22 protein-coding genes and 2 tRNA genes are annotated in these 22,044 nt (G+C 49.3%); 2 read left to right on the top strand and 22 right to left on the bottom strand.

Features of this window, described 5'->3' with window-relative positions; translation table 11 throughout:
- Positions 1-21: 21 nt before the first annotated feature.
- The 4 genes from T500_RS0114035 to T500_RS0114020 all read right to left on the bottom strand — a co-directional run bounded on the left by T500_RS0114035 (position 22) and on the right by T500_RS0114020 (position 2,153).
- Positions 22-93, bottom strand: a tRNA-Glu gene (locus T500_RS0114035).
- Between the two features lie 36 nt (positions 94-129).
- Positions 130-219 (bottom strand) — tRNA-Ser (locus T500_RS0114030).
- A 108-nt stretch (positions 220-327) separates the two neighbouring features.
- On the bottom strand, positions 328-696 hold the full coding sequence (locus T500_RS0114025; RefSeq protein ID WP_036909215.1) for a hypothetical protein: 369 nt from the start codon (positions 694-696) through the stop codon (positions 328-330).
- Complete coding sequence (locus T500_RS0114020) at positions 693-2,153, bottom strand: aminoacyl-histidine dipeptidase (protein WP_028908629.1); 1,461 nt, start codon at positions 2,151-2,153, stop codon at positions 693-695. The genes T500_RS0114025 and T500_RS0114020 overlap by 4 nt, the downstream gene beginning before the upstream one ends.
- A 112-nt stretch (positions 2,154-2,265) precedes the next feature.
- On the opposite strand from T500_RS0114020, the gene T500_RS0114015 reads away from it, so the two are divergent.
- Both T500_RS0114015 and T500_RS0114010 read left to right on the top strand, forming a co-directional pair.
- Positions 2,266-2,427 carry a hypothetical protein gene (locus tag T500_RS0114015; protein ID WP_410543885.1) on the top strand — a complete coding sequence of 54 codons (162 nt, stop codon included), beginning with the start codon at positions 2,266-2,268 and terminating at the stop codon, positions 2,425-2,427.
- Between the two features lie 79 nt (positions 2,428-2,506).
- On the top strand, positions 2,507-3,142 hold the full coding sequence (locus T500_RS0114010; RefSeq protein ID WP_028908627.1) for an OmpH family outer membrane protein: 636 nt from the start codon (positions 2,507-2,509) through the stop codon (positions 3,140-3,142).
- Between the two features lie 61 nt (positions 3,143-3,203).
- On the opposite strand, the gene T500_RS0114005 is transcribed toward T500_RS0114010, so the two are convergent.
- The 18 genes from T500_RS0114005 to map form a co-directional block, all read right to left on the bottom strand.
- Complete coding sequence (locus tag T500_RS0114005) at positions 3,204-4,421, bottom strand: S-adenosylmethionine:tRNA ribosyltransferase-isomerase (protein ID WP_028908626.1); 1,218 nt, start codon at positions 4,419-4,421, stop codon at positions 3,204-3,206.
- Entirely contained in the window at positions 4,418-5,107 is a 690-nt protein-coding gene (locus T500_RS0114000) for a phosphatase PAP2 family protein (RefSeq protein ID WP_028908625.1), read from the bottom strand. The genes T500_RS0114005 and T500_RS0114000 overlap by 4 nt, the downstream gene beginning before the upstream one ends.
- A gap of 6 nt (positions 5,108-5,113) precedes the next feature.
- Positions 5,114-7,675, bottom strand: a complete 2,562-nt coding sequence (locus T500_RS0113995) for a BatD family protein (RefSeq protein ID WP_036909214.1) — start codon at positions 7,673-7,675, stop codon at positions 5,114-5,116.
- Positions 7,675-9,372, bottom strand: a complete 1,698-nt coding sequence (locus T500_RS0113990) for a VWA domain-containing protein (RefSeq protein ID WP_028908623.1) — start codon at positions 9,370-9,372, stop codon at positions 7,675-7,677. The genes T500_RS0113995 and T500_RS0113990 overlap by 1 nt, the downstream gene beginning before the upstream one ends.
- Positions 9,373-9,374: 2 nt before the next feature.
- Positions 9,375-10,373: a vWA domain-containing protein gene (locus tag T500_RS0113985; protein WP_028908622.1), complete on the bottom strand. Its 999-nt coding sequence runs from the start codon at positions 10,371-10,373 to the stop codon at positions 9,375-9,377.
- Positions 10,374-10,383: 10 nt separating this feature from the next.
- Positions 10,384-11,451, bottom strand: coding sequence for a BatD family protein (locus T500_RS0113980; RefSeq protein ID WP_028908621.1), 1,068 nt, complete (start codon positions 11,449-11,451; stop codon positions 10,384-10,386).
- Positions 11,452-12,321: a DUF58 domain-containing protein gene (locus tag T500_RS0113975; protein ID WP_028908620.1), complete on the bottom strand. Its 870-nt coding sequence runs from the start codon at positions 12,319-12,321 to the stop codon at positions 11,452-11,454.
- A gap of 30 nt (positions 12,322-12,351) precedes the next feature.
- The gene (locus T500_RS0113970) at positions 12,352-13,347 is read right to left on the bottom strand and encodes an AAA family ATPase (RefSeq protein ID WP_028908619.1); all 996 of its coding nucleotides are present in this window, start codon (positions 13,345-13,347) and stop codon (positions 12,352-12,354) included.
- 144 nt (positions 13,348-13,491) lie between these two features.
- Entirely contained in the window at positions 13,492-15,795 is a 2,304-nt protein-coding gene (locus tag T500_RS17410; RefSeq protein WP_051612090.1) for an HU family DNA-binding protein, read from the bottom strand.
- On the bottom strand, positions 15,795-16,082 hold the full coding sequence (locus T500_RS0113960; protein WP_013064518.1) for an HU family DNA-binding protein: 288 nt from the start codon (positions 16,080-16,082) through the stop codon (positions 15,795-15,797). The genes T500_RS17410 and T500_RS0113960 overlap by 1 nt, the downstream gene beginning before the upstream one ends.
- Positions 16,072-17,385 (bottom strand): 30S ribosomal protein S12 methylthiotransferase RimO, encoded by a 1,314-nt coding sequence (rimO, locus tag T500_RS0113955; protein WP_028908617.1) that lies wholly within the window; start codon positions 17,383-17,385, stop codon positions 16,072-16,074. The genes T500_RS0113960 and rimO overlap by 11 nt, the downstream gene beginning before the upstream one ends.
- A complete protein-coding gene (gene ftsY / locus T500_RS0113950; protein ID WP_013064234.1) occupies positions 17,378-18,331 on the bottom strand; it encodes a signal recognition particle-docking protein FtsY in 954 nt (317 codons plus the stop codon). The genes rimO and ftsY overlap by 8 nt, the downstream gene beginning before the upstream one ends.
- Before the next feature lie 140 nt (positions 18,332-18,471).
- Entirely contained in the window at positions 18,472-18,627 is a 156-nt protein-coding gene (locus T500_RS16740; protein ID WP_080694914.1) for a DUF4295 domain-containing protein, read from the bottom strand.
- 12 nt (positions 18,628-18,639) lie between these two features.
- The gene (gene rpmG / locus T500_RS0113940) at positions 18,640-18,831 is read right to left on the bottom strand and encodes a 50S ribosomal protein L33 (protein WP_013065340.1); all 192 of its coding nucleotides are present in this window, start codon (positions 18,829-18,831) and stop codon (positions 18,640-18,642) included.
- Between the two features lie 4 nt (positions 18,832-18,835).
- On the bottom strand, positions 18,836-19,099 hold the full coding sequence (gene rpmB / locus T500_RS0113935) for a 50S ribosomal protein L28 (RefSeq protein ID WP_013063140.1): 264 nt from the start codon (positions 19,097-19,099) through the stop codon (positions 18,836-18,838).
- Between the two features lie 119 nt (positions 19,100-19,218).
- Positions 19,219-19,734, bottom strand: coding sequence for a CinA family protein (locus T500_RS0113930; protein WP_028908616.1), 516 nt, complete (start codon positions 19,732-19,734; stop codon positions 19,219-19,221).
- A 12-nt stretch (positions 19,735-19,746) separates the two neighbouring features.
- A complete protein-coding gene (tsaD, locus tag T500_RS0113925; protein ID WP_028908615.1) occupies positions 19,747-20,772 on the bottom strand; it encodes a tRNA (adenosine(37)-N6)-threonylcarbamoyltransferase complex transferase subunit TsaD in 1,026 nt (341 codons plus the stop codon).
- Between the two features lies 1 nt (position 20,773).
- Complete coding sequence (gene map, locus T500_RS0113920; protein WP_036909213.1) at positions 20,774-21,640, bottom strand: type I methionyl aminopeptidase; 867 nt, start codon at positions 21,638-21,640, stop codon at positions 20,774-20,776.
- Between the last annotated feature and the right edge of the window lie 404 nt (positions 21,641-22,044).

Below are 22,044 nucleotides of genomic sequence, written 5' to 3'. Positions count from 1 at the left end.
ACCAGTATGTCAAAGATGTTGTAGTCGATAGGGGAATCGAACCCCTATGCCAAGATTGAGAATCTTGTATCCTAACCATTAGATGAATCGACCAACAGCATGTCAAAGACCAATCTCGGAGATCTCCTTTGGCGGAAGGAGGGGGATTCGAACCCCCGGTACGGGAACCCGTACGGCAGTTTAGCAAACTGCTGGTTTCAGCCACTCACCCATCCTTCCAAAGGACCTTAGAGTACCAAACCTTGGGGCATCTCCTCGATTGCGGGTGCAAAGTTACGACTATTTTTTGAATCCTCCAAATTTTTATTCGACTTTTTTTCGAAAAAGTTATTTGAAAGCTACCACCTGGGTAAGCGTAGAGTCGAGATAAAAGGTATTCTGCAACGTGTCGCCCTGATATAAGTATCTCATTCTCAGATAGAACAGATCGCCAGCGGGTGCTTGAGCATACTGAATGCCGCTTTTGAACAGGGGTGCACCATTTTTTCGCATTTTTGCCACAAGTGTGTCGTTAACGTGACGTGTGGTGCCCAAATCGGCAAAATCAACACCCGAGGTCTCTACCCCATCCTGCATATTCTCGGCCACAAAATCCTTCACCGTCTGCTCGGCGGTGTACTGCCTTCCGCACGAGGCGAAAAGCAGCCCACCCAAGCAAAGGGTTATATTTATAATGTACGCGCGCGCATGCATCATTTCTGCGGAATGTTTTTAAGTACATCAAGCAGATGATCCCATACCATCTGTACGGTTGGAATGAGCAGACGCTCGTCGGGGGTGTGCACATAGCGCAATGTAGGACCGAAGCTTACCATATCCAACTGAGGATAGCGCTCTGAGAACAAACCGCACTCCAAACCAGCATGGATACCACGAACCACGGGCTCCTTACCGAACAGTTTTACGTAGCTCTCGCGAACAATCTTCTGCAGCTCTGAGTTGGCCTTCATCTTCCAAGCGGGATAGCCGTCGCCTGATGTGGCCTCGGCACCTGCCAGTTGGAAGGCGGCACGGATGGTGGCACACATATTGTCGAGGTTTGACATGACGTTACTACGCTGGCTTGACAGAATCTCGATGGCATCCTCGGAAGAGTGGATGCTGGCGATGTTTGAAGAGGTCTCGACCATACCGCCGAGTTCCTCGTCCTGACAGATGGCGTAGATGCCATTATCAACAGCCTGAACAGCCCAAACAAAGTTCTTGGCAACAGCAGGATCGATAACGGGCTCGGCATCGGTGCTCTCCATGCTCCAAACCATCTGGGTGTCGGTAACATGGAACTCGTCCTCAACCTCGGCTGCAAACACATTCCAGTCGGCCTTTACGTTCTCCTTTACATCGTGAGGCACGGCAATCACGAACTGACCATCGCGTGGGATGGCGTTGTGAAGCTTACCACTATGGAACTGAGCGAGCTGGATGCCCTCGTAACGGTTCATCTCCTGATACAGGAAACGAGCGAGGATCTTGATGGCATTAGCACGCTTCTTGTTGATGTCGTCGCCTGAGTGACCACCAACCAGACCTTTGAGCTGAGCCTTCATGAAGAAGCTACCTTCGGCAGCCTGCTGGCGCTGGAAAGTGAACTTGGCTGTGGTGTTACGACCACCGGCACATGACACGAATATTTCGCCCTCGTCCTCAGAGTCGAGGTTGATGAGGTAATCGCCAGTCATGAAACCTGCCTTCATGCCCTCGGCACCGCTCAGACCAGTCTCCTCGTCGCGGGTGAACACGCACTCGATAGGACCATGCTCGATATCATCAGATGCCAGGATGGCCAGCTCGATGGCACAACCGATACCGTCGTCGGCACCCAGTGTGGTACCCTCGGCTGTGAGCCACTCACCATCTACATAAGTCTTGATGGCGTCTTTATCAAAATCGAACTCTACATCTACCAGCTTATCGCACACCATATCCATATGGCTCTGCAGGATAACGGTCTTGCAGTTCTCCATACCCTTGGTGGCAGGCTTACGTATAATCACATTACCGGTTTCGTCGACTTTTGTATCCAGATTGTGGCTCTCGCCCCATGACTTCAGATACTCAATCATCTTCTCTTCGCGCTTAGATGGACGCGGAATTTCGTTAATCTTCGCAAATTCTGCGAACACAACTGCAGGTTTTAAATCGTTTTTATTCATTATTAATGCTTTTTTTGTTTGATTTCGCTATAAAATGCTTAACTTTGCAGCCGCAAAGATATAAAAAATGATTGAGACTCTACTCATAACCACGTTAATAATTGCTATATGTATGGCATTTTTGCTCGTAAAGGTGCTTTTAAAGCGCAACGGCGAGTTCTCATCGCAGCACATTCACGATTCGCAGGCGATGAAAGACCGAGGTATACACTGTGTGATGGATCAGGATCGCGAGCTTCGCACCAAGAGTAAGTTTGCAGTCTCGGAGAAGTAAAACATTGAGAATGTAATAATTCAAAAATGTAAGAATGTAAAAATTGAAAATTCAAAAAAATAATAATTAAAAACAGAAAATGAAAAAGTACATTTTTCCAGCACTGGCCATCGCAGCTATGATGGTATCGTGCAACAACCAGAGTCCTAAGATGGATGAACAGCCCGCTACTGCTAGCGGCGAGGGTATGAAGATTGCATATGTAGAGGTTGACTCGCTGATGACTCAGTACAACTTTGCTAAGGACTACAGCGTAACCCTGCAGAAGAAGAGCAACAACGCCCGTAACACCCTGAACCAGAAAGGTAATGCCCTGCAGGCTGCTATGGCTAACTTCCAGCAGAAGTTGAACAACAACGGTTTCCAGAGCCGTGAGCAGGCAGCCAGTCAGCAGGCCGCCATACAGCGTCAGCAGAACGACCTGCAGGAGTTGCAGGCACGTTTGGAGAACGAGCTGGCCAGCGAGACAGCTAAGTTTAACGAGGCTCTGCGCGACTCACTGCAGAACTTCCTGAAGGCTTACAACGAGGATAAGAAGTTTGACCTGATCCTTTCGAAGGCTGGTGACAACATCCTGATGGGCAACAAGAAGCTGGATATTACTCAGGACGTAATTAACGGACTGAACAAGCGTTACAAGCCAACAGCTAAGCCTGCTGCCGAGAAGGCCGAGGAGAAGAAGGCTGAAGAGAAGAAGGCTGAAGAGAAGAAGTAATTTTTGGTAATACTTATAAAAAGAATAGGAGCTCCGTGAATGGGGCTCCTATTTTTTTGTGTTATGGAATAAGCAGCGATGAATCGCCGTAACTCAGGAATCGGAAATCGTTGGCCAGCGCATAATCGTAGATCTTGTGCCAGTCGCCCTTTACAAAGGCGCTCACAAGGAGCAGCAGCGTGGACTGTGGCTGATGGAAATTGGTTACCAGCATTTTCACGATGTGATAGTTATAGCCAGGGGCGATGATAATCTGAGTACTGCTGTGCAGCACCTCGAGACCGTGGGCATCCATCCAGGCACCAAGGGCAGTGAGCGACTCAACGGTGCTCGTCTGGGTATCGGTATCGTATGGCTCCCACTGGTTTACATGCAGATCGTCCTCCGAAGCCTCGGGGTTCTGCATCACCTTCAGGCCCATATAATAAAGACTCTCGAGTGTACGCACGCTGGTGGTACCTACCGCAATGGCACAGCCATCGTGAGCCAGCAGCTTGCGAATGGTGTCGCGACGAACCGAGATATACTCGGTGTGCATCTCGTGACCCTGAATCTCCTCGCTCTTTACGGGCTTAAAGGTTCCGGCACCCACATGCAGGGTGAGCTCCTCGCGCTCGATGCCGTGGGCATCAACAGCTGCCAGCACCTCGGGGGTGAAATGCAAACCTGCAGTAGGTGCAGCCACACTACCCTTGATTTTTGAGTAAACGGTCTGGTAGGTGGTCTTGTCGCTCTCCTGGGTTTCGCGGTTCAAGTATGGTGGGATGGGCAGCTCACCCATGGCATCGATAATCTCGGCAAACGAGAAACCACCGGTCCACTCGAAATCGATGCGATGCGAGGTGCCGTGGATGGGACCACGGGTAGCTGAAACAACCACCTGCTGACCCTTTATCTCGATTTCGCGACGCAGGGTACCTTCCTTCCACTTCTTGAGGTTGCCCACCAAGCAATACCACGCACACTTCTCGGAGGTCTGGAACATCAGCTCGTAATCCGAAGGCTGAGCAGGCTCGAGCAGGAACACCTCGATGAGTGCGCCTGTATCCTTGCGGAAATGCATACGTGCCTGGATTACCTTGGTGTTATTAAACACCATGAGGGCACCCTTGGGCAGATACTCGGGCAGGTTATAAAATACATCGTGACTTACCTGCCCCTGGCGGTAAACCAGCAGCTTAGAGTGGTCGCGCTGGGCAAGAGGGAACTTAGCAATACGCTCATCGGGGAGCGGATAGTTATAATCGCTGATACGAATATGTCGTGGATCGGAATTCATATAATACAAGCTTTAATAAATACAAAAATTACGGTTAAAACAAGCACACCTACAGGCCAGTTACAATCTAAACGGCGATAGCAGCCCGGGGTGTATTGGTCGGGATTAAGATTACGAGGTATGTACATGCCACGGGTAATACGACCATAGAAGAAATAAACACCCGTGCCTACAGCAACACCCCACAGCAGGCCCACCATAATGTCGCCTGGGAAGTGAACACCCAGATACATGCGGGTCCAGCAGTTAAGGAGCGACCAGATGACCAGTGCGATTGACAAGCGACGACTGCGAACCATCCAGCAGAAGTAAACAGCAATACTCATGGTGTTGGCTGCATGCGACGAGAAGAAACCGTACTTGCCGCCACGATAGCCATCAACGATGTCGACCAGCGTGCCAATCTGGGGATCGTGCGTGGGGCGCCAACGGGCCACAAGGGGTTTTACGATTTCGTCGTTAAGCGTACCTGCTATCAGGATGCACAACCCAGCACCCAGCAGCACATACAGCAAACGGCGGAAATTATCGTTATTCTTCATCACCATATAGAACAGCGACAGATAGAGCGGTATCCATGTAAGACCGTTGGTAAGCATGCGCACCATACGGTCGAGGAACAGCGAATCGCTGCCGTTAACGGCCAACAATAACTCGCGGTCGAAATCAATCAACGTCTCAAACATAGGGTATTAAATCATTTCTATTTTCTTACTCTCCAGCCAACCTTTCTTTCCGTCGGCCAAACGTACCTCGCGCCAGTTCTTCATCGAACCATCGGTAATCACTACCTTGGTACCCTCGTGCAGGATAAACAGGTCGGTACCGTTCTGGGCAGGCGTGCTCTTGACGGCTACAGATGGGGCTATAACGATGGCACCCTGACGATACAGCAACTGCTGGCGCTGCTGCCAAGCAAAGAAATTGCTGAACACGAACACCACCAGCAAGGCGATGCCGCCAAAGAAACCTAACTTCTGCAACAATACACGGGCCGAGAACAGGTAAACCAGGAACAGCACAATCACAATGGCCAGCGACACGAGGGCCATACGTCCCCACCCGTCGACACTCATCAGATTTACCAACGAGCGGTACCAGGTAACGAAGAACATCTCGCTCTCAGGCACAATCTTATCGATGGTTTTAGAACGGGCCAACTGCAGGTTAAAACGGATGTCGGCATCGCCTGGCGAGAGCAACAGGGCGCGCTCGTAGTTAAGCACGGCACGGGTGATATTCTCGGTGCGATAGTAGGCATTACCCAGATTATAATACAGTTCGGCCGAAGCACCCTGCTTAAGCAGCTGCTCGTAGCCCTTGATAGCTGTCTGGTATTCGCCATTCACATAGGCGCTATCAACCTCGGCCTTGGTAGCGGCATGGGCAGCCATAGGTGCCAACAGCAGCAACAACACCAAAGTAGCGGCTTTCTTACTACCCTTCTTCATTACCTCCTCGATCTTCTCGATGGCCAGCATGGCCTTATCGTAAACCTTACTCATATTTCCCTTTGGATCGCCTGGGGCATAACGTTCGAACTCGCACTCGTCGATAGCACCGATGAACTTATCGATGATTGACTGGTGTACGCCACGATCGGCCAGCTTCTGACTGATGTTATCGTGTGACAGCTGAGCCACAGGGATGTTGAGCTTATCGCCCACATAACCCCACAGGGCACGCAGTACCTCGTCGTAGAACTCGTTGGGCTTGTTGTCGGTCATCAATCGGGCTGCCAGCTTCAGGCGCTTGGTAGCCACCTTGTTGGCCTTCTTACCACGCATCTTGGTAACATTGGCGTTGTCGATGGCACGCTGACGGAAGATGACAAACAGTGTGATGAACACCACTACCAGCGCAGCGATGATGACCCAATAAGCAGTTGAGCCGAAGAAGAAATCGTTGGTGAGATGCTGATCGGCATCGCCCGTCTTGATAAAGCGGATATCCTTATTCAGCTCATCGACATCCTCCTGACCAGAGAAATCGCTGACCGAAGCACTACCCGCCCCCTTGGCCACATCGAGATGGAAGCCTTCGCTCTTTACCGTTTCGTAACGCTTGGTAGCGGTATCGAAATAGGTAAACTCAACGGGTGGAATATCGTACTGCCCCTGATGGCGTGGTACAATCAGGATATCGTAAATCTTCGAACCCTCAAGTCCAGCAGTGGTCAGCTTGGTCTGATCAGTCACCTTAGGCTCGTACTTATCAAAGTCCTTAGGCAAGTTCAATACAGGCTCTTTGATGAGCTTGAGGTTACCTGTACCACTCACAATCACACGCAGTTTGATAGGATCGTTGGCCTTGGTCTCTGTCTTATCGAGCTGGGCCGAGATATTAAACTTACCTACTCCACCCGAGAATGTGGCTGGGCGCTGTGGCAGCGGATCAACCTGAATATCAATACCAGGAGCCACAATCTTTTTCTTCACCTCTACGTAGCCTGAGCCACCGTTGAAGAATGCCTCGAACGGATCGACATTACGGTTCTGCTGCACCACGATACCCTCGAAGGTAATCGACGGAATCTGCAACTTACCTGTGGTTTGTGGGAACATCACATACTGGCTCCAGGTGCAGGTGCGGTACGGACGACCATTGACGGTCTCAATCGAGAACGACTTCTGCTGTGGCAGGTCTACCTCCTGGGTATAGAAACTCTTCAGGTCGGGCATATCGCCACGCAGCTGGGTGAGCTGTACCAGTGTATAAACCTTATAGGTAAGCAGGATTGGCTCCTGCTCGTAAACACGTTTCTTGTTGGCGCTGACCTTGATAAACAGGTCGCTCCCCGAGATACGACTACCCGCATCGCGCATCTCAGCACCATCGTCGCTATTCTGGCGCGAATTAGAGCCTGAGCCCGAAACCGAGCCCGAAACCTTGATGGTGAGCGATTTTGAGGTAATCTTCTTGCCATCTACCACCGCATAAGCTGCAGGGATAGTGAACGTACCACCCTTGGTAGCTGCTACTATATAAGTATAGGTAATAGATGAGGTTGACGAGGTGTGACCATTAATCATCTGATAGCTCGACTGCATAGAGCGGTTAGGACCAATGAGCACCTCGAACTCAGAGGGGATATTACCAGCACGGAAGTCGGACACGTTCTGTGTGTTGATCGTGTACGACAATCGGAACTGCTCGCCCACCGCTACATGCGATGGTGCCGATGCTGTTAATGTTTGGGCCACGGCCAAAACCGTGGTCATTACCATTGCTATAAATATCGCTATACGTTTCATTACCAATTCTTTAATACATTACGACGCTGCGGCTTCTGCTGCTGTTTCTTCATCTTATCCTGCGTCATCTTCTCGTTCTGGATGGCGGCATTCAAGAGCTGCTCGGCATTATCCTTACTCATCTGAGGCTTCTGCTGCTGTTGCTGCTTGTCGTCTTTCTTATCTTTGTTCTGATCTTTCTGATCGTCCTTCTTCTGATTGTCTTTCTTCTGATCGTCCTTGTTGTTCTGATTCTGCTGGTTCTGATCCTGCTTCTGTTTCTGCTTCTTGCAGAGAACCAGGTTATAGCGGGTTTCATCGTCGTTAGGATTCAGGCGCAGGGCATTCTTGTAAGCCTCGATGGCCTCGCCATACATCTTATGCGTCTGACAGATAACACCCATGTTATGATAGGCGGCAGCCTTACGCAGCGGGTTGGTCTCGATGTGGGTGGCCTGCTCGAACTGCTGCACAGCAGCCGAATCCTTCTTCTGTGCCATCAGCGCATTACCCAGGTTATAGGCTGCCTGCGGATTCTTGGGATTCTTCTCTACTGCCTTACGATACGACACCTCGGCCTTATCATACTGCCCCACACGGAACTGCTTGTTACCCTCGCGGATATACTGGCGATCGGTCTGGGCGCTGGCAGTCATAGCCACCAGCAACAAAGCTACTGTAGCAGCGGCCTTCTTCTTAGAACCGAACAGCGACAGGCGCTTGAGCAGCGGATTGCGACGATCGTAGATGCAGATTTCGAGAATGAGCAGCAGCAAGGCCAGGATGGCCACAGCCTGGAACTGCTCGTCGAACTCGCTGTAAACGGTGCTGGTAGTCTCTTTCTTAGCCAGTTTGTTAAGCTCGTTATCCAACTGGTCCTGAGCAGCACTGTTATTCTCTACATGGATATAGGCACCACCACCAGCCTGAGCCACCTGACGACACATATCCTCGTTAAGGGCCGACATCACCGTGTTGCCCGTATTGTCCTTCATATAATCGCCTGTGCCGGGAATGGGGATTGGTGCACCTTGGGTTGAGCCAACACCCAGCACATACACACGCATGCCGGCATCCTTAGCTGCTTTGGCAGCCTCGAGTGCCCCACCCTCGTGGTCCTCACCATCGGTAATCACGATGATAGCCTTGCCAATACCCTCTTCCTGCGTAAAGCTATGGGTAGCCATATCAATGGCACGGGCAATATCGGTACCCTGGGTAGCTATCATCGAGGGGTCGATGCTGGAGAGGAACATCTTGGCCGACACGTAATCGCTGGTGATAGGCAGCTGTACGAAGGCGTCGCCAGCAAACACAATCAGTCCAATCTTATCATTAGTGAAGTGGTCGACCAGATTCTCGACCATCATCTTACTGCGATCCAAACGGCTGGGCACAATATCCTCGGCCAGCATAGAATTACTGATATCCATCGCAATAATGGTCTCAATGCCAGTACGCTGCTCGTTACTGATCTTGGTGCCGAACTGCGGACGGGCCAGCATAACTACCAACAACGCCAAAGCGCCCTGCAGGATCCAGAATTTTACAGCCGGGCGGAATCGCGACACATCGGGCATGAGCGAACGCAGCAGTTTGGGATCGCCAAACTTAAGCAAGCGTTTCTTCTGATTGCGATACGTGAGAAAGCGGATGATGGCCAGCACTGGTATCACCGCTAAAAGATAGAGATATGTAGGGTCAGCAAATCTAAACATAATTACGGTATCCTCCTAAATATAGTTACACGCAGCAGAATCTCGAGCAACAGCGCCAACACAGCCACAAGTGCAAAAGGCTGATAGGCCTCGTAACGCTTGCTGAAGGTCTTGACGTTGAGCTTCGACTTTTCGAGCTGGTCGATTTCCTTATAGATTTTACGAAGTTCGTTGGTATTGGTGGCGCGATAGAAATCGCCCTCAGTGATGCTGGCAATCTCGCTCAGCGTCTTGGTATCAATCTCAACGGGCACATTCACATACTGCACACCACCGGCCACAGGCATAGGATAAGGTGCCACCTTATTGGTACCCACACCAATGGTATAAACGCGGATGCCCAGACTCTTGGCAATCTCGGCAGCGGTAGATGGCGAGATATCACCACGGTTGTTACTACCATCGGTAAGCAGAATTACCACCTTGCTCTTAGCCTTCGAATCCTTGAGTCGGCTCACGGCGTTGGCCAGTCCCATACCGATGGCGGTACCATCCTCGATGAGTCCGCGAGCGGCGATATCGGTACGCACATTCTGCAGCAGATTCAGCAGCGAGGCATGATCGGTGGTCATCGGGCACTGGGTGAACGATTCGCCGGCAAAAATCACCAATCCGATATTATCGTTGGGGCGACCAATCACAAACTCAGAAGCCACCTGCTTGGCAGCCTCGATACGATTTGGGCGCAAGTCCTCGGCCAGCATACTGGTAGATACGTCCATAGCCAGCATGATATCAATACCCTCGACAGTTTTGCTATCCCACGAGTTCTGGGTTTGAGGGCGGGCCAGCACCATTACTATCATAACAAATACCAGCAGTCGGAGCAGCATGGAAAGGGGCATCAGCGTAACCTTCCAGCTTCGGGGCGCATAGCGGAAGGCAAACGTATCGCTCATCCGCAGCGTGGGCTCGGTTTTCTTTCTGTACATCACATACCATATAATATAAGGTATGATGAGCAGAAGCAACAGCAGATATTCTTTATTAGCAAATTCCATTTGTTCTGTTTTAATTCAATAACTGATAAAGGGTGTAAGCCACAAAGCCGAACAGACCAGCACATACCACCGAAATAAGTGTGATGACGGTTTTGAGCAGGCGGCGCGACTTCTGGGTGCGCTGATCCTCCTCAGAGAGTTGTGGTTTAACCTTTTCTTCTACAGGCTGATTCTCGAGCTTGGTCTGGTTAATGAAGTCGATGGCGCTCACCAGATTCTTATCGTTCTCGTTGATGAGCGTAGAATACTTGGCGAACTTAACCAGGTCGGCTGTCATAAACAGCTCGCGCAACTCGTCGAGTGCTTTCTGATCCTGCGAGGCGGTGAGGCGTTCGATAATCTCGCTACTTGTCATCTCCATCGCATTGAATCCGTAACGCTCCTCGATATACTTACGCAGGGTATCGGTAAGCTTGGTGTAGTACTCCTTCGAGTTCTCCGAAGCCACCATCTTATCGGCCTTAATCTGCTCAATCTCCTGCATGGCCTTCTGATGTGGCAACAGGCGCTTAACAATGCGGATATGGGTAATGATGGGTTTGTTGTCGCGCAAACGCAGATACAGATAATAGCACAGAGCCAACAGTACCAGCATCAATACGCTCAACCAGAATGGCAAGCTCCACTCGCTCCAAAGGAACGGGTTGTCCTGCACATCCTTAGGACCAAAGAACTGGTCGACCTTGGTGGTATCCACGTCGATGGTGAGCACCTTCAGGGCCAGACTCTTACTCTTGTACTGCTTACCATCCACCTTAACGGTAAGTGGTGGCAGATAATAAAGGGTATCGTCGAACGAGGTGAGTGTGTACACCATCGTGCGGGCTTCGAATCCATCACCGATATCCTGCTTCTGCTCCTCGCACTTCAGCACCTCAACACCAGGTGTGATCATCTGTGTAGGCTGAAACTGCGGGAACTCAACCTTCTGACTGGGCTGCACATTGGTAGTGAGTCGCAGGTGAGTCTGCTGACCAACAAATATCTGAATCGAGTCGATCTCAGCCTCGACAGATACTTGCGCAGAAATCAGCAGCACATTGGCTATCAGCGATATAAGAAGAAAAATACGTTTCATTTAACTACGTTGTTTAAATAGCAACAGCAACGATTTCACAAAGTCCTCGTTAGTGGCTATGCTCACATTGTCTACATTGCTCTTATTAAAAGTATCCTGCAACTGGGCCTGGCGGGTTAACCAGTATTTCTGGTAAGCCTGGCGCAGTTTCTTGGAACTCGTATCCACATACTGCTCGTAGCCAGTTTCGGCATCTACAACCTTCATCAATCCCACATCGGGCAACTCGCGGGCACGCTGGTCGTACACCTGGATAGCTACCACATCGTGCTTGCGATTGGCAATCTGCAACGACTGCTGGAAATCGCTACGCACATAGAAGTCGCTCAGGATAAAGGCTGTGGTACGACGTTTCTGGACACTCGACAAGAACTCGATGGCCTGCTTGATATCCGTACGTGTTGACTCGGGCTTAAAGTCGAGCATCTCACGGATAATGTACAGGATATGCTTGCGGCCTTTCTTGGGCGGGATGTACTTCTCGATCTTGTCGGAGAAGAAAATCACGCCAATCTTATCGTTGTTCTGAATAGCACTGAAGGCAAGGGTGGCAGCAATCTCGGTCACCATATCGCGCTTCATCTGCTTCTGGGTGCCGAAATCAAGCGATCCACTGACGTCGATAAGCAGCATCACCGTCAACTCGCGCTCCTCTTCGAACACCTTCACATAAGGACGATGGAAACGAGCAGTCACATTCCAGTCGATATCTCGCACATCATCACCGAACTGATACTCACGCACCTCGCTAAAGGCCATACCCCTACCCTTAAAGGCAGAGTGGTACTGACCTGCAAAGATGTTTGAGCTCAAGCCACGGGTCTTGATCTCGATCTTACGGACTTTCTTTATTATTTCAGAAGTTTCCACTATTCTCTATTCACTAATCACTATTCACTATCAAGGCACTTCAACCTTATTGATAATCTTCGAAACAATCTCCTCGCTGGTAATATTGCTGGCCTCGGCCTCGTAGGTAAGCCCGATACGATGGCGCAATACATCATGAGCCACAGCACGCACATCCTCGGGAACCACATAGCCACGACGCTTAATGAAAGCGTAAGCGCGAGCGGCCTTAGCCAGATTGATGCTGGCACGAGGCGAACCACCAAACGAAATCATATCCTTGAGGTCCTTCAAGCCATAACGCTCGGGATAACGGGTGGCGAACACGATATCAGCAATATACTGCTCGATCTTCTCGTCGATATAAACCTCGCGAACCACGCTGCGAGCCTTCAGAATCTCCTCGGCTGTAGTTACAGGGGTAACGGTAGGCATCTCGCCTGTGATATTCTCGCGGATAATCTTCTTCTCCTCCTCAAGTGTTGGATAATCGATCACCACCTTAAGCATGAAACGGTCGACCTGTGCCTCAGGCAGAGGATAGGTTCCCTCCTGCTCGATGGGGTTCTGAGTAGCCATCACCAAGAATGGATTAGGTAACTTAAAGGTCTGACTACCGATGGTAACCTGCTTTTCCTGCATGGCCTCGAGCAGTGCACTCTGCACCTTGGCTGGGGCACGGTTAATTTCATCGGCCAGCACGAAGTTAGCAAATACGGGACCCTGCTTTACCTGGAACTTCTCGTCCTTCTGCGAGTAGATCATGGTACCGATCACGTCAGCAGGGAGCAAGTCGGGGGTAAACTGAATACGGCTGTAATCTGAATCGATTAACTGCGAAAGGGTCTTAATGGCCAATGTCTTAGCCAGACCTGGCACACCTTCCAGCAAAATATGTCCATCACTCAACAAACCTATCAAAAGCGAATCAACAAGATGTTTCTGACCCACGATAACGCGGTCCATTCCACTTACAAGATTTGTTACAAATGCGCTTTGTTGTTCAATCCGAATATTTAACTCTCGGATATCAATAGCTTCTGCCATAATATTTATATCTTTAATTGTTTTCTAAATTTGACTGCAAAAATACTTTTTTTAAAGGACTTTGCCACACTTTATCAGTCTAAATAATATTAAAAAAGTTTCCCAAAACCTAAGTTTTAAGAAACTTTTTCATTATTTGCTGATTTAGTTGGCTGTTGCGGCCTTCTTTTTCTTCTTCAACTGCAATTTGGGGATTTTGATTTCCTGACCAACCTTGAGTGGTGTAGAGGCTTTGATGTTGTTGTATACCTCCAGATAACACTCCATATCGGGGCCCAGAACACGACGTGAAATCTTTACAAGATTCTCGCCTTCCTTTACCTTTATTGTGCGGTCGGTACCTACAATACGATAAGCGCCCAAACGTACTCTTACGTCCATCGCGTCGTACTTTTCGGCAGTGGGATTTTTGGCCTCGGCCTCTTTCTTAGCCTTGGCTTCTGCCTCTGCCTTGGCTTTTGCTTCAGCGTCGGCTTTGGCCTTTGCTTCGGCTTCTGCTTTGGCTTTAGTCTCAGCAGCCTTTGCCTCCTCGGCAGCCTTTGCCTCAGCAGCTTTGGTATCAACTTCAACAGCAGGCTGTTCAGCTGGGACCTCATCCGCTACAGCTTCAACCTCAGGAGCAACCTGTGGTTCGGGAGCAGTCTCCTTCTGAACGTGGATCACAGTCTCGCTGCTCTCATCAGGCAGGAAGTTGGCGTATGGATAATGGTTACCCAACAGATAGCCACAACCTAAGCCAATGATACATGCCAGCAAGGCCAGTACCCATTTACCAGCCGACTTGCGTGGACGGGCTGACTCAAACTCATATTCAGGTTCCTCGCTCTCTGGTTCTTCCTCCACTACTACCTCTTTAGGTGCCGGTTCAGAAACGACCTCGTCTGTTACGCCCATACTCTTAAAGGCTGCAGCAAGCTCTTCGTCGGCAGTCATCTTGCGATTCTCTACTACGGGAGCAGGTTCATCCAGAACTACGGGTTCGGGCTCTACCACGTGTGCTCGCTCAGGAATTACGACGGGCTCGGGATCATCCTCAAGCATATCACGCAGCGACTCTTCGGTAATCCTTGTCTCGTCAGAAAGTTGTGTTACAACAGGTCTAACGGGCTCGGGTTCAGGAGCATAAACGGGTTCTGGCTCGGGAGTATATACGGGCTCGGGAGCCACAACAGGCTCGGGCTCTGGGGTATAAACAGGCTCAACAACAGGTGTTGGCTCAGGGATTACTACAGGCTCAGGTGCTACCACAGGAGCAGGCTCTGGCTCAGGAATGGGTTCTGGGATTGGCTCGGGTGCAGGAGCTGGTTTCTTAATGGTTTGGAACGAACTAAGAATCGACTGCAGATTTGAGTTTGCAGTAGGTCTTGGTGTTTCAACCACAGGCTGAGCAATTGGCTCGGGAGCAACTACGGGCTCTGGAGCTACAAACGGTTCAGGGGCCACCACTGGCTCTGGCTCGGGTGCTACCACGGGCTCGGGTGCTACCACGGGCTCGGGTTCAACCTTGGGCTCTTCGGCAGGCGAAGCAACATAAGGTTCGATAACCCACTCAGGAATATCTTCATCAGCGATATCATCCAGAACTTTTGGTTCTTCCTTTGGACGAACAGTAGTTTCGGGACGGATAGTCATTCCTAACTTAAGTTCCTCCTCGAGTTCATCATCGATATCGTCGTCGAATTCATCATCAAGTGCCATATCATCTACAGGCTCGGCTACTGGCTCTGACTCAGGAACCACGACAGCCTCAGGAGCAACAATTGGCTCTGGAATCACAACGGGTTCCGGGGCTACAATTGGCTCAGGCTCCTCGTTGCCACCAAAATCAACCAATGGCATTGCTGCATGATCGACGTCGGGAGTCACAATGGGCTCTGGCTCTACCACGGGCTCTGGTTCTGGCTCAACCACAGGAGCAGGCGCTGGTTCTGGAGCAACTACCGGAGCTGGCTCTGGCTCAACCACAGGAGCAGGCGCTGGTTCTGGAGCAACTACCGGAGCTGGCTCTGGCTCAACAATTGGTTCGGGCTCTACCACGGGCTCTGGTTCTGGCTCAACGATTGGCTCAGAATCAACTTCTGGCTCGGGAGCATCGGTGGTTGTAGTATCAACATCGTCGAAATCCACACCATCGTTCAGCACCACCGTCTCGAACTGGGCAAATGGTTTGTTTACCAGCTCCTTCAGCAGAGCATCGGGCACAAAGGTAATTTTTCCGTGACCCTCGATCAGAACACGCTCACCTGTATTTACGTTTACGCTTTCGCGATCTTCAACATCAATAATCTTGAACGTACCCAGGCCTTTGACTTTTACCAGTTTATCGGTTTCAAGTCGCTGTTGTACGATATCGAACATAGCACTTACAAACAAACTTGCATCGCGTCTGTTCATCTTTCTGCGCTCAACCAGCACATTGGCTAATTCTTGTATAGAAATCTTTCCCATCACTCAGCTCCTCCATTCTTTACACGTTCTTTCCAACTTACATTTGGCTTAAATGTAAGCACCAGTTTTGGTGGCACCAGCATGCGCTGTCCTGTAGAAGGATTTACCATGATGCGCTCCATCTTCTTCTTAACTTCGAATGTACCGAATGTAGGAATCAGCACTGAGTCGTCGTCCTGAAAATGGTCGCCCATTGCCTCAACTACACAATTCACAAACTGCTGGGTTTCATCAGCCGAATACCCCGTGCGTTGCGCCAATTCTGTGATAAAGTCTTTATTGTTCATATGTTTTAATGATTGTGGTTCCATATAAATCAAATTCTTCCGAATCTGTAATCAATACATCATAGAAGTTACCGATGGTAAGTTTTGCCTCAGCTGCTGGAATCAACACCTCAGGATCAACTTCAGGCGAACAGAACTCGGTACGACCAATATAATAATCGCCCTCACGTCGGTCGATAATCACCTTGAATACCTTTCCAACTTTCTCTGCCTCGAGTTCGGCGCTGATATTCTGCTGGATACGCATAATCTTATCCAGTCGGCTCTGCTTCACATCCTCGGGTACGTCGTCCTCGAAGTTGTCGGCCGAATAGGTTCCTTCTTCCTCTGAATAAGCAAAAGCACCCATACGCTCAAAACGAGCCCACTTAACAAAAGCCTTGAGCTCCTCGAAATCCTCGTCGGTCTCGCCAGGGAAACCCACCATCAGGGTTGTGCGGATGTGGATACCGGGCACCTCTTCGCGCATGCGACGAACCAGCTCATAAGTCTCGTCCTTAGTAACGTGGCGACGCATACGGGTAAGCATGTTATCTGATACATGCTGGAGTGCGATATCAAGATACTTACATACGTTCTGCTTTTCACGAATCACACGCAGCAGATCCCAAGGGAAGTGTGTGGGATAAGCATAATGCAAACGAATCCACTCTACACCAGGAATATCGGCCATCTGCTCGATGAGCTCGGCGATATGCTGCTTGCCATCCAAGTCAACACCATAATAGGTTAACTCCTGGGCAATGACATTAAACTCCTTAGTGCCCTGACTAACCAGATATCGAACCTCATCCAGAATATCCTGCATGGGACGACTCTGATGCTTGCCAGTAATCAGCGGAATGGCGCAATAAGCACAATGGCGATCGCAACCCTCGCTAATCTTGATATAAGCATAATGACGTGGCGTAGTGATATGGCGCTTACCTTCGCAAGCGTTATACTCTTCGCCATTCAGGTCTTTCAAAAGTTTCTTATAATTAAATTTGCCGTACCAGCCGTCAACCTCTGGAATCTCTTTTTCCAAGTCGGCCAGATAGCGCTCAGAAAGACAGCCCATCACGAAGAGTTTCTCGATACGACCTTCGGTCTTGGCCTGAGCAAATTCCAAGATGGTATTGATACTTTCTTCCTTAGCATCGTTGATAAAACCGCAGGTGTTTACCACTACGATTTCGCCCTGAGGGTCGTCGCTATCGTGTGTACACTGATAGCCATTGGCCTCCATCAAGCCCATCAGAGTCTCACTATCAACCAGATTCTTTGAGCAGCCCAGTGAAATGATATCTATCGTCTTACTCATTGAACAGCGAATCTACAAACTGACGTTTATTAAACAGCTGGAGGTCGGTCATACCCTCGCCCAGTCCGATATATTTTACAGGTACCTTCAACTGGTCAGAAATACCAATTACCACACCACCCTTGGCTGTACCATCAAGCTTGGTGATAGCCAACGAGGTAATCTGTGTAACAGCAGCAAACTGCTTAGCCTGTTCAAAGGCATTCTGACCGGTAGAGCCATCAAGCACCAGCATCACCTCGTCGGGAGCCTCGGGCAGTACCTTCTTCATCACATCCTTAATCTTCTTCAGCTCGTTCATCAAGCCTACCTTATTGTGCAGACGGCCTGCGGTATCAATCAATACCACATCGGCACCATTAGCCTTGGCACTCTGCAGGGTATCGAATGCCACACTGGCGGGATCGCTACCCATCTGCTGCTTGATAACAGGCACGCCCACGCGCTCGCCCCAGATACACAACTGCTCTACAGCAGCTGCACGGAATGTATCAGCAGCACCTAAATAAACCTTCTTACCGGCCTGCTTGAACTGCCAAGCCAGCTTACCTATGGTTGTGGTTTTACCTACACCGTTCACACCTACCACCAGAATAACGTAGGGCTTATGATCGGCGGGCAAATCCCAATTATCATTGTCATCTGAATTATTCTCGGCCAGCAACTCGGCAATTTCCTCACGGAGAATGCGGTTAAGTTCAGAAGTGCTGACATATTTATCGCGAGCCACACGCTCCTCGATGCGCTGAATAATCTTCAACGTGGTATCTACACCCACATCGCTGGTGATGAGCACCTCTTCAAGATTATCCAATACATCATCATCAACCTTCGACTTACCGGCTACGGCACGAGTCAGTTTATCGAACACACTCGTTTTGGTTTTCTCCAAACCCTTATCGAGTGTCTCTTTTTTATCCTTACTAAAAAAACCAAATAATCCCATATTGCAATATTTTCGATTGCAAAGATAGGTATAATTTACGACACAACCAAAAAAAGAGGCCGCAAATTTCCTTGCGACCTCTAATTATTTTTATTTTGCATTAGTTCTTACGTCCCTTCGGTTGTAAGCGGCTTCGCCGATTACTTGAAAAAGTCCTTAACGGCCTCGTTGGGAACCATCTGCTCGTCGAAGATGTAAGCACCAGTCTTGGGGCTCTTAACCATCTTGATTACCTTTGTGTAAGCGCGACCATCCTTTGAGCCTTCGTGGAGGGTAGCGACGGTTTTCTTTGCCATACTTCAGTCGTATTATTTAATCTCCTTGTGAAGAGTCATCTTCTTCAGGATTGGGTTATACTTCATAAGCTCCATACGCTCTGGCGTATTCTTACGATTCTTGGTGGTTACGTAACGGCTAGTACCGGGCATACCACTATTCTTGTGCTCTGTGCACTCCAGGATAACCTGAACGCGATTACCTTTAGCTTTCTTTCCTGCCATGATTTTAATCTCCTATCACTTTAATGTCCTTCCAGTCTACAAATCCTTTGGCAACAGCCTGCTTCAAGGCAGCATCCAGACCTACTTTATTGATCATACGAAGACCAGCAGCGCTAATCTTCAACTGAATCCAGCAACCCTCCTCTACGTAGTAGAACTTCTTGCTGAAAAGGTTAACGTCAAAGCTTCTCTTTGTACGGTGCTTTGAGTGAGACACATTGCAACCTATCTGTGCCTTCTTTCCTGTAATTTGACAAATCTTAGACATTTCTATCTACCTTTTTACTTGTGATTTACACTTACTTATTCCAAACAGCGTGCAAAATTACACAATTTTATTGAGATTCAGATAATTACACGACCGGAAATTTAAAGAATTAATAATTTTTAACCTTCTCGCATGGGTCTGGGGGCATCTTCCTCCTTCAAAAAGGCCAAAAACATCTCCATAGCACGGTTGGTGGCAATAGCCAGATTAATGTCGCGACCATAGTCTTCTTCCAGCTTCATTGTTACCACTTTTTCGGGACGTCCACATGCCAACCAGATGGTGCCAACAGGTATTTCTTTGGTACCGCCGGTAGGACCAGCAAAACCGGTTGCAGCAATGGCATAATCGGTATTCAGTGCCTTACATGCTCCCTTTACCATAGCTATTGCAACCTCCTCACACACAGCGGTTTTCTCTTCGAGCAACTGATGGTCAACACCCAGCAGATTCTCCTTAACCTCGTTGATATATGAGATAATACCACCCTTGAAATATTTTGATGCACCTGGCACAGCAATGATAGCCTCAGCTATACGGCCGCCAGTACAACTCTCAGCGGTACTTACAGTCTTCTCTGTTTCCCAGAGGATTTCACTTACCTCTCTACTTGTTATCTTACTTTCAAAATCCATATCTAGTTTTTATTATTTAAATGTTACTTTACTGAATGCAGGGGCATCGATCGAACAGAACTGCTGATCCTGATACTTATAATAGCCCACGATACCAATCATGGCCGCATTATCGGTAGTATAACTGAACTTGGGGATATAAATCGTCCAACCATAACGCTTCTCGGCGTCGTAGAACGCATTACGCAAGCCGTTATTGGCGCTCACACCACCAGCCACAGCCACATGCTTGATACCAGTCTGCTTTACAGCCTTCTTCAGTTTCTTCATCAGGATATCAACAATCGTCCACTCCAGCGAAGCAGCGATATCTTCCTTATGCTTCTCGATAAAGTCGGGATCCTCGGCCACCCACTTCTGCATCGAATACAGGAACGAGGTCTTCAAGCCCGAGAAACTATAATCGAGACCAGGGATATTAGGCTCGGCAAACTGATAGGCCTTGGGATTACCCTGACGAGCCAAACGGTCGATAATAGGACCACCGGGATAACCCAGTCCCATCACCTTCGAGCATTTGTCGATAGCCTCACCGGCAGCATCGTCAATAGTCTGGCCGAGCACCTCCATATCGTTATAGGCATTCACCTTAACAATCTGCGAGTTTCCACCTGATACCAGCAGGCACAGGAATGGCAATGGTGGCTGGTGCTGATCGTCCTCGCTCTCCTTGATGAAATGCGCCATCACGTGTCCCTGCAGATGGTTTACATCAATCATAGGGATACCTAATGAGCGGGCAAAGCCTTTGGCAAAGCTTACACCTACCAGCAACGAACCCATCAGTCCGGGACCGCGGGTAAATGCAATAGCTGTTAAATCCTCTTTGGTAATACCAGCTTTCTTGATGGCCTGATCAACTACAGGCACCACATTCTGTTGGTGTGCTCTCGATGCCAACTCGGGCACTACGCCACCGTATGCCTCGTGTACAGCCTGCGATGCTGTGACGTTCGACAGCAGAATACCATTCTTCAGTACAGCTGCCGAAGTATCATCACACGAGCTTTCTATACCTAATATATATATATCCTTCATCTTAGTACGTCAGTATCTCTACACCATGTTCTGTCATCACGAGTGTATGCTCCCACTGTGCGCTGGGCAGTTCGTCTTCGGTAATCACCTCCCATCCGTATGGATCGTCGGCATCGATGAATACCTTCCAGGTACCCATGTTAATCATAGGCTCGATGGTGAACACCATACCAGGAACCAGCAGCATACCGGTACCACAATGTCCGTAGTGCTCTACATCGGGCTCCTCGTGGAATTTCAGTCCCACGCCGTGTCCGGCCAGATCGCGAACGATACCATAGCCGTATTTCTTACAGTGCTTCTCGATGGCATGACCGATATCGCCCACAAAGCTATAAGGCTTAGCGGCCTCCATACCAATCTCCAGACACTCCTTAGCTACACGCACCAGCTGCTCCTTCTCAGGAGTAGTCTTGCCGATGATAAACATACGACTGGCGTCGGCATAATAGCCATCAAGGATGGTAGTAAAGTCAACATTGATGATATCGCCCTCTTCGAGCACATCTTCCTCCTTGGGGATACCGTGACAAACCACCTCATTGATCGAGGTGCACACGCTCATGGGGAATCCTTCGTAATTCAAGCAGGCTGGGATAGCACCAGCATCCTCACACACCTTGCGACAAATCTGGTCGATCTCCAGTGTGTTCATGCCGGCATGAATCTCCTTTGCCACTGCGTCGAGCACAGCGGTATTCACTACACCCGCCTTACGGATGCCTTCTATCTGTTCAGGGGTTTTAATCAGTTCACGTGTTGGTACCAGCTTACCTTTGTTCTCCCAGTACATGATGGTTTTGTCCATCTCTGTAGGTTCCTGTCCTGGCAGGCAGTGCCATCTTTTCTTTTTCTTAAATGCACTCATTTCACCTATTTAATTATTAAATTTGGGTGCAAAGGTACTACTTTTTTTTGTACGCGCCAAATAATATCGAAACAAAAAAAATCCTCCCCCGTTTGGGAGAGGATAATCAAGGCCTACAGCACAAGCACAAGCGACTTACTGTGCGCATGACTGTACGGCTATCGATCCGAGAACAGAGGTTATTACTGTAGCGATGAATTTTAGGACTTTTGCTACCTTGGTCCAATTAACTTTTGCCTTCATGTTAAGTCTGGTTTAGTTTTCGTACACGTATTTAATTAATTCATATCACTTCCTCCGCCGCCAGGGTTATTGCCTCCGCCTTCGGTATTGCCACCGGTATTGCCGCTATTGCTTGGTGTGGTAGAACCACTGCCGCTGGTATTACCCGAGTTGGAAGTCTC

Source organism: Xylanibacter ruminicola Ga6B6, from assembly GCF_000687715.1.
GTDB classification, from domain to species: Bacteria; Bacteroidota; Bacteroidia; order Bacteroidales; family Bacteroidaceae; genus Prevotella; species Prevotella ruminicola_B.
Note: the sequence above shows the minus strand (reverse complement) of the source record. Positions and strands in the feature narration are given on the sequence as shown.

Bases quoted from the DNA above. Each gene is read 5' to 3' on its own strand.
- T500_RS0114025 (WP_036909215.1), bottom strand. From the start codon at position 696: ATGATGCATGCGCGCGCGTACATTATAAATATAACCCTTTGCTTGGGT.
- T500_RS0114020 (WP_028908629.1), bottom strand. From the start codon at position 2,153: ATGAATAAAAACGATTTAAAACCTGCAGTTGTGTTCGCAGAATTTGCG.
- T500_RS0114015 (WP_410543885.1), top strand. From the start codon at position 2,266: ATGGCATTTTTGCTCGTAAAGGTGCTTTTAAAGCGCAACGGCGAGTTC.
- T500_RS0114010 (WP_028908627.1), top strand. From the start codon at position 2,507: ATGAAAAAGTACATTTTTCCAGCACTGGCCATCGCAGCTATGATGGTA.
- T500_RS0114005 (WP_028908626.1), bottom strand. From the start codon at position 4,421: ATGAATTCCGATCCACGACATATTCGTATCAGCGATTATAACTATCCG.
- T500_RS0114000 (WP_028908625.1), bottom strand. From the start codon at position 5,107: ATGTTTGAGACGTTGATTGATTTCGACCGCGAGTTATTGTTGGCCGTT.
- T500_RS0113995 (WP_036909214.1), bottom strand. From the start codon at position 7,675: ATGAAACGTATAGCGATATTTATAGCAATGGTAATGACCACGGTTTTG.
- T500_RS0113990 (WP_028908623.1), bottom strand. From the start codon at position 9,372: ATGTTTAGATTTGCTGACCCTACATATCTCTATCTTTTAGCGGTGATA.
- T500_RS0113985 (WP_028908622.1), bottom strand. From the start codon at position 10,373: ATGGAATTTGCTAATAAAGAATATCTGCTGTTGCTTCTGCTCATCATA.
- T500_RS0113980 (WP_028908621.1), bottom strand. From the start codon at position 11,451: ATGAAACGTATTTTTCTTCTTATATCGCTGATAGCCAATGTGCTGCTG.
- T500_RS0113970 (WP_028908619.1), bottom strand. From the start codon at position 13,347: ATGGCAGAAGCTATTGATATCCGAGAGTTAAATATTCGGATTGAACAA.
- T500_RS17410 (WP_051612090.1), bottom strand. From the start codon at position 15,795: ATGGGAAAGATTTCTATACAAGAATTAGCCAATGTGCTGGTTGAGCGC.
- T500_RS0113960 (WP_013064518.1), bottom strand. From the start codon at position 16,082: ATGAACAATAAAGACTTTATCACAGAATTGGCGCAACGCACGGGGTAT.
- rimO (WP_028908617.1), bottom strand. From the start codon at position 17,385: ATGAGTAAGACGATAGATATCATTTCACTGGGCTGCTCAAAGAATCTG.
- ftsY (WP_013064234.1), bottom strand. From the start codon at position 18,331: ATGGGATTATTTGGTTTTTTTAGTAAGGATAAAAAAGAGACACTCGAT.
- T500_RS16740 (WP_080694914.1), bottom strand. From the start codon at position 18,627: ATGGCAAAGAAAACCGTCGCTACCCTCCACGAAGGCTCAAAGGATGGT.
- rpmG (WP_013065340.1), bottom strand. From the start codon at position 18,831: ATGGCAGGAAAGAAAGCTAAAGGTAATCGCGTTCAGGTTATCCTGGAG.
- rpmB (WP_013063140.1), bottom strand. From the start codon at position 19,099: ATGTCTAAGATTTGTCAAATTACAGGAAAGAAGGCACAGATAGGTTGC.
- T500_RS0113930 (WP_028908616.1), bottom strand. From the start codon at position 19,734: ATGGATTTTGAAAGTAAGATAACAAGTAGAGAGGTAAGTGAAATCCTC.
- tsaD (WP_028908615.1), bottom strand. From the start codon at position 20,772: ATGAAGGATATATATATATTAGGTATAGAAAGCTCGTGTGATGATACT.
- map (WP_036909213.1), bottom strand. From the start codon at position 21,640: ATGAGTGCATTTAAGAAAAAGAAAAGATGGCACTGCCTGCCAGGACAG.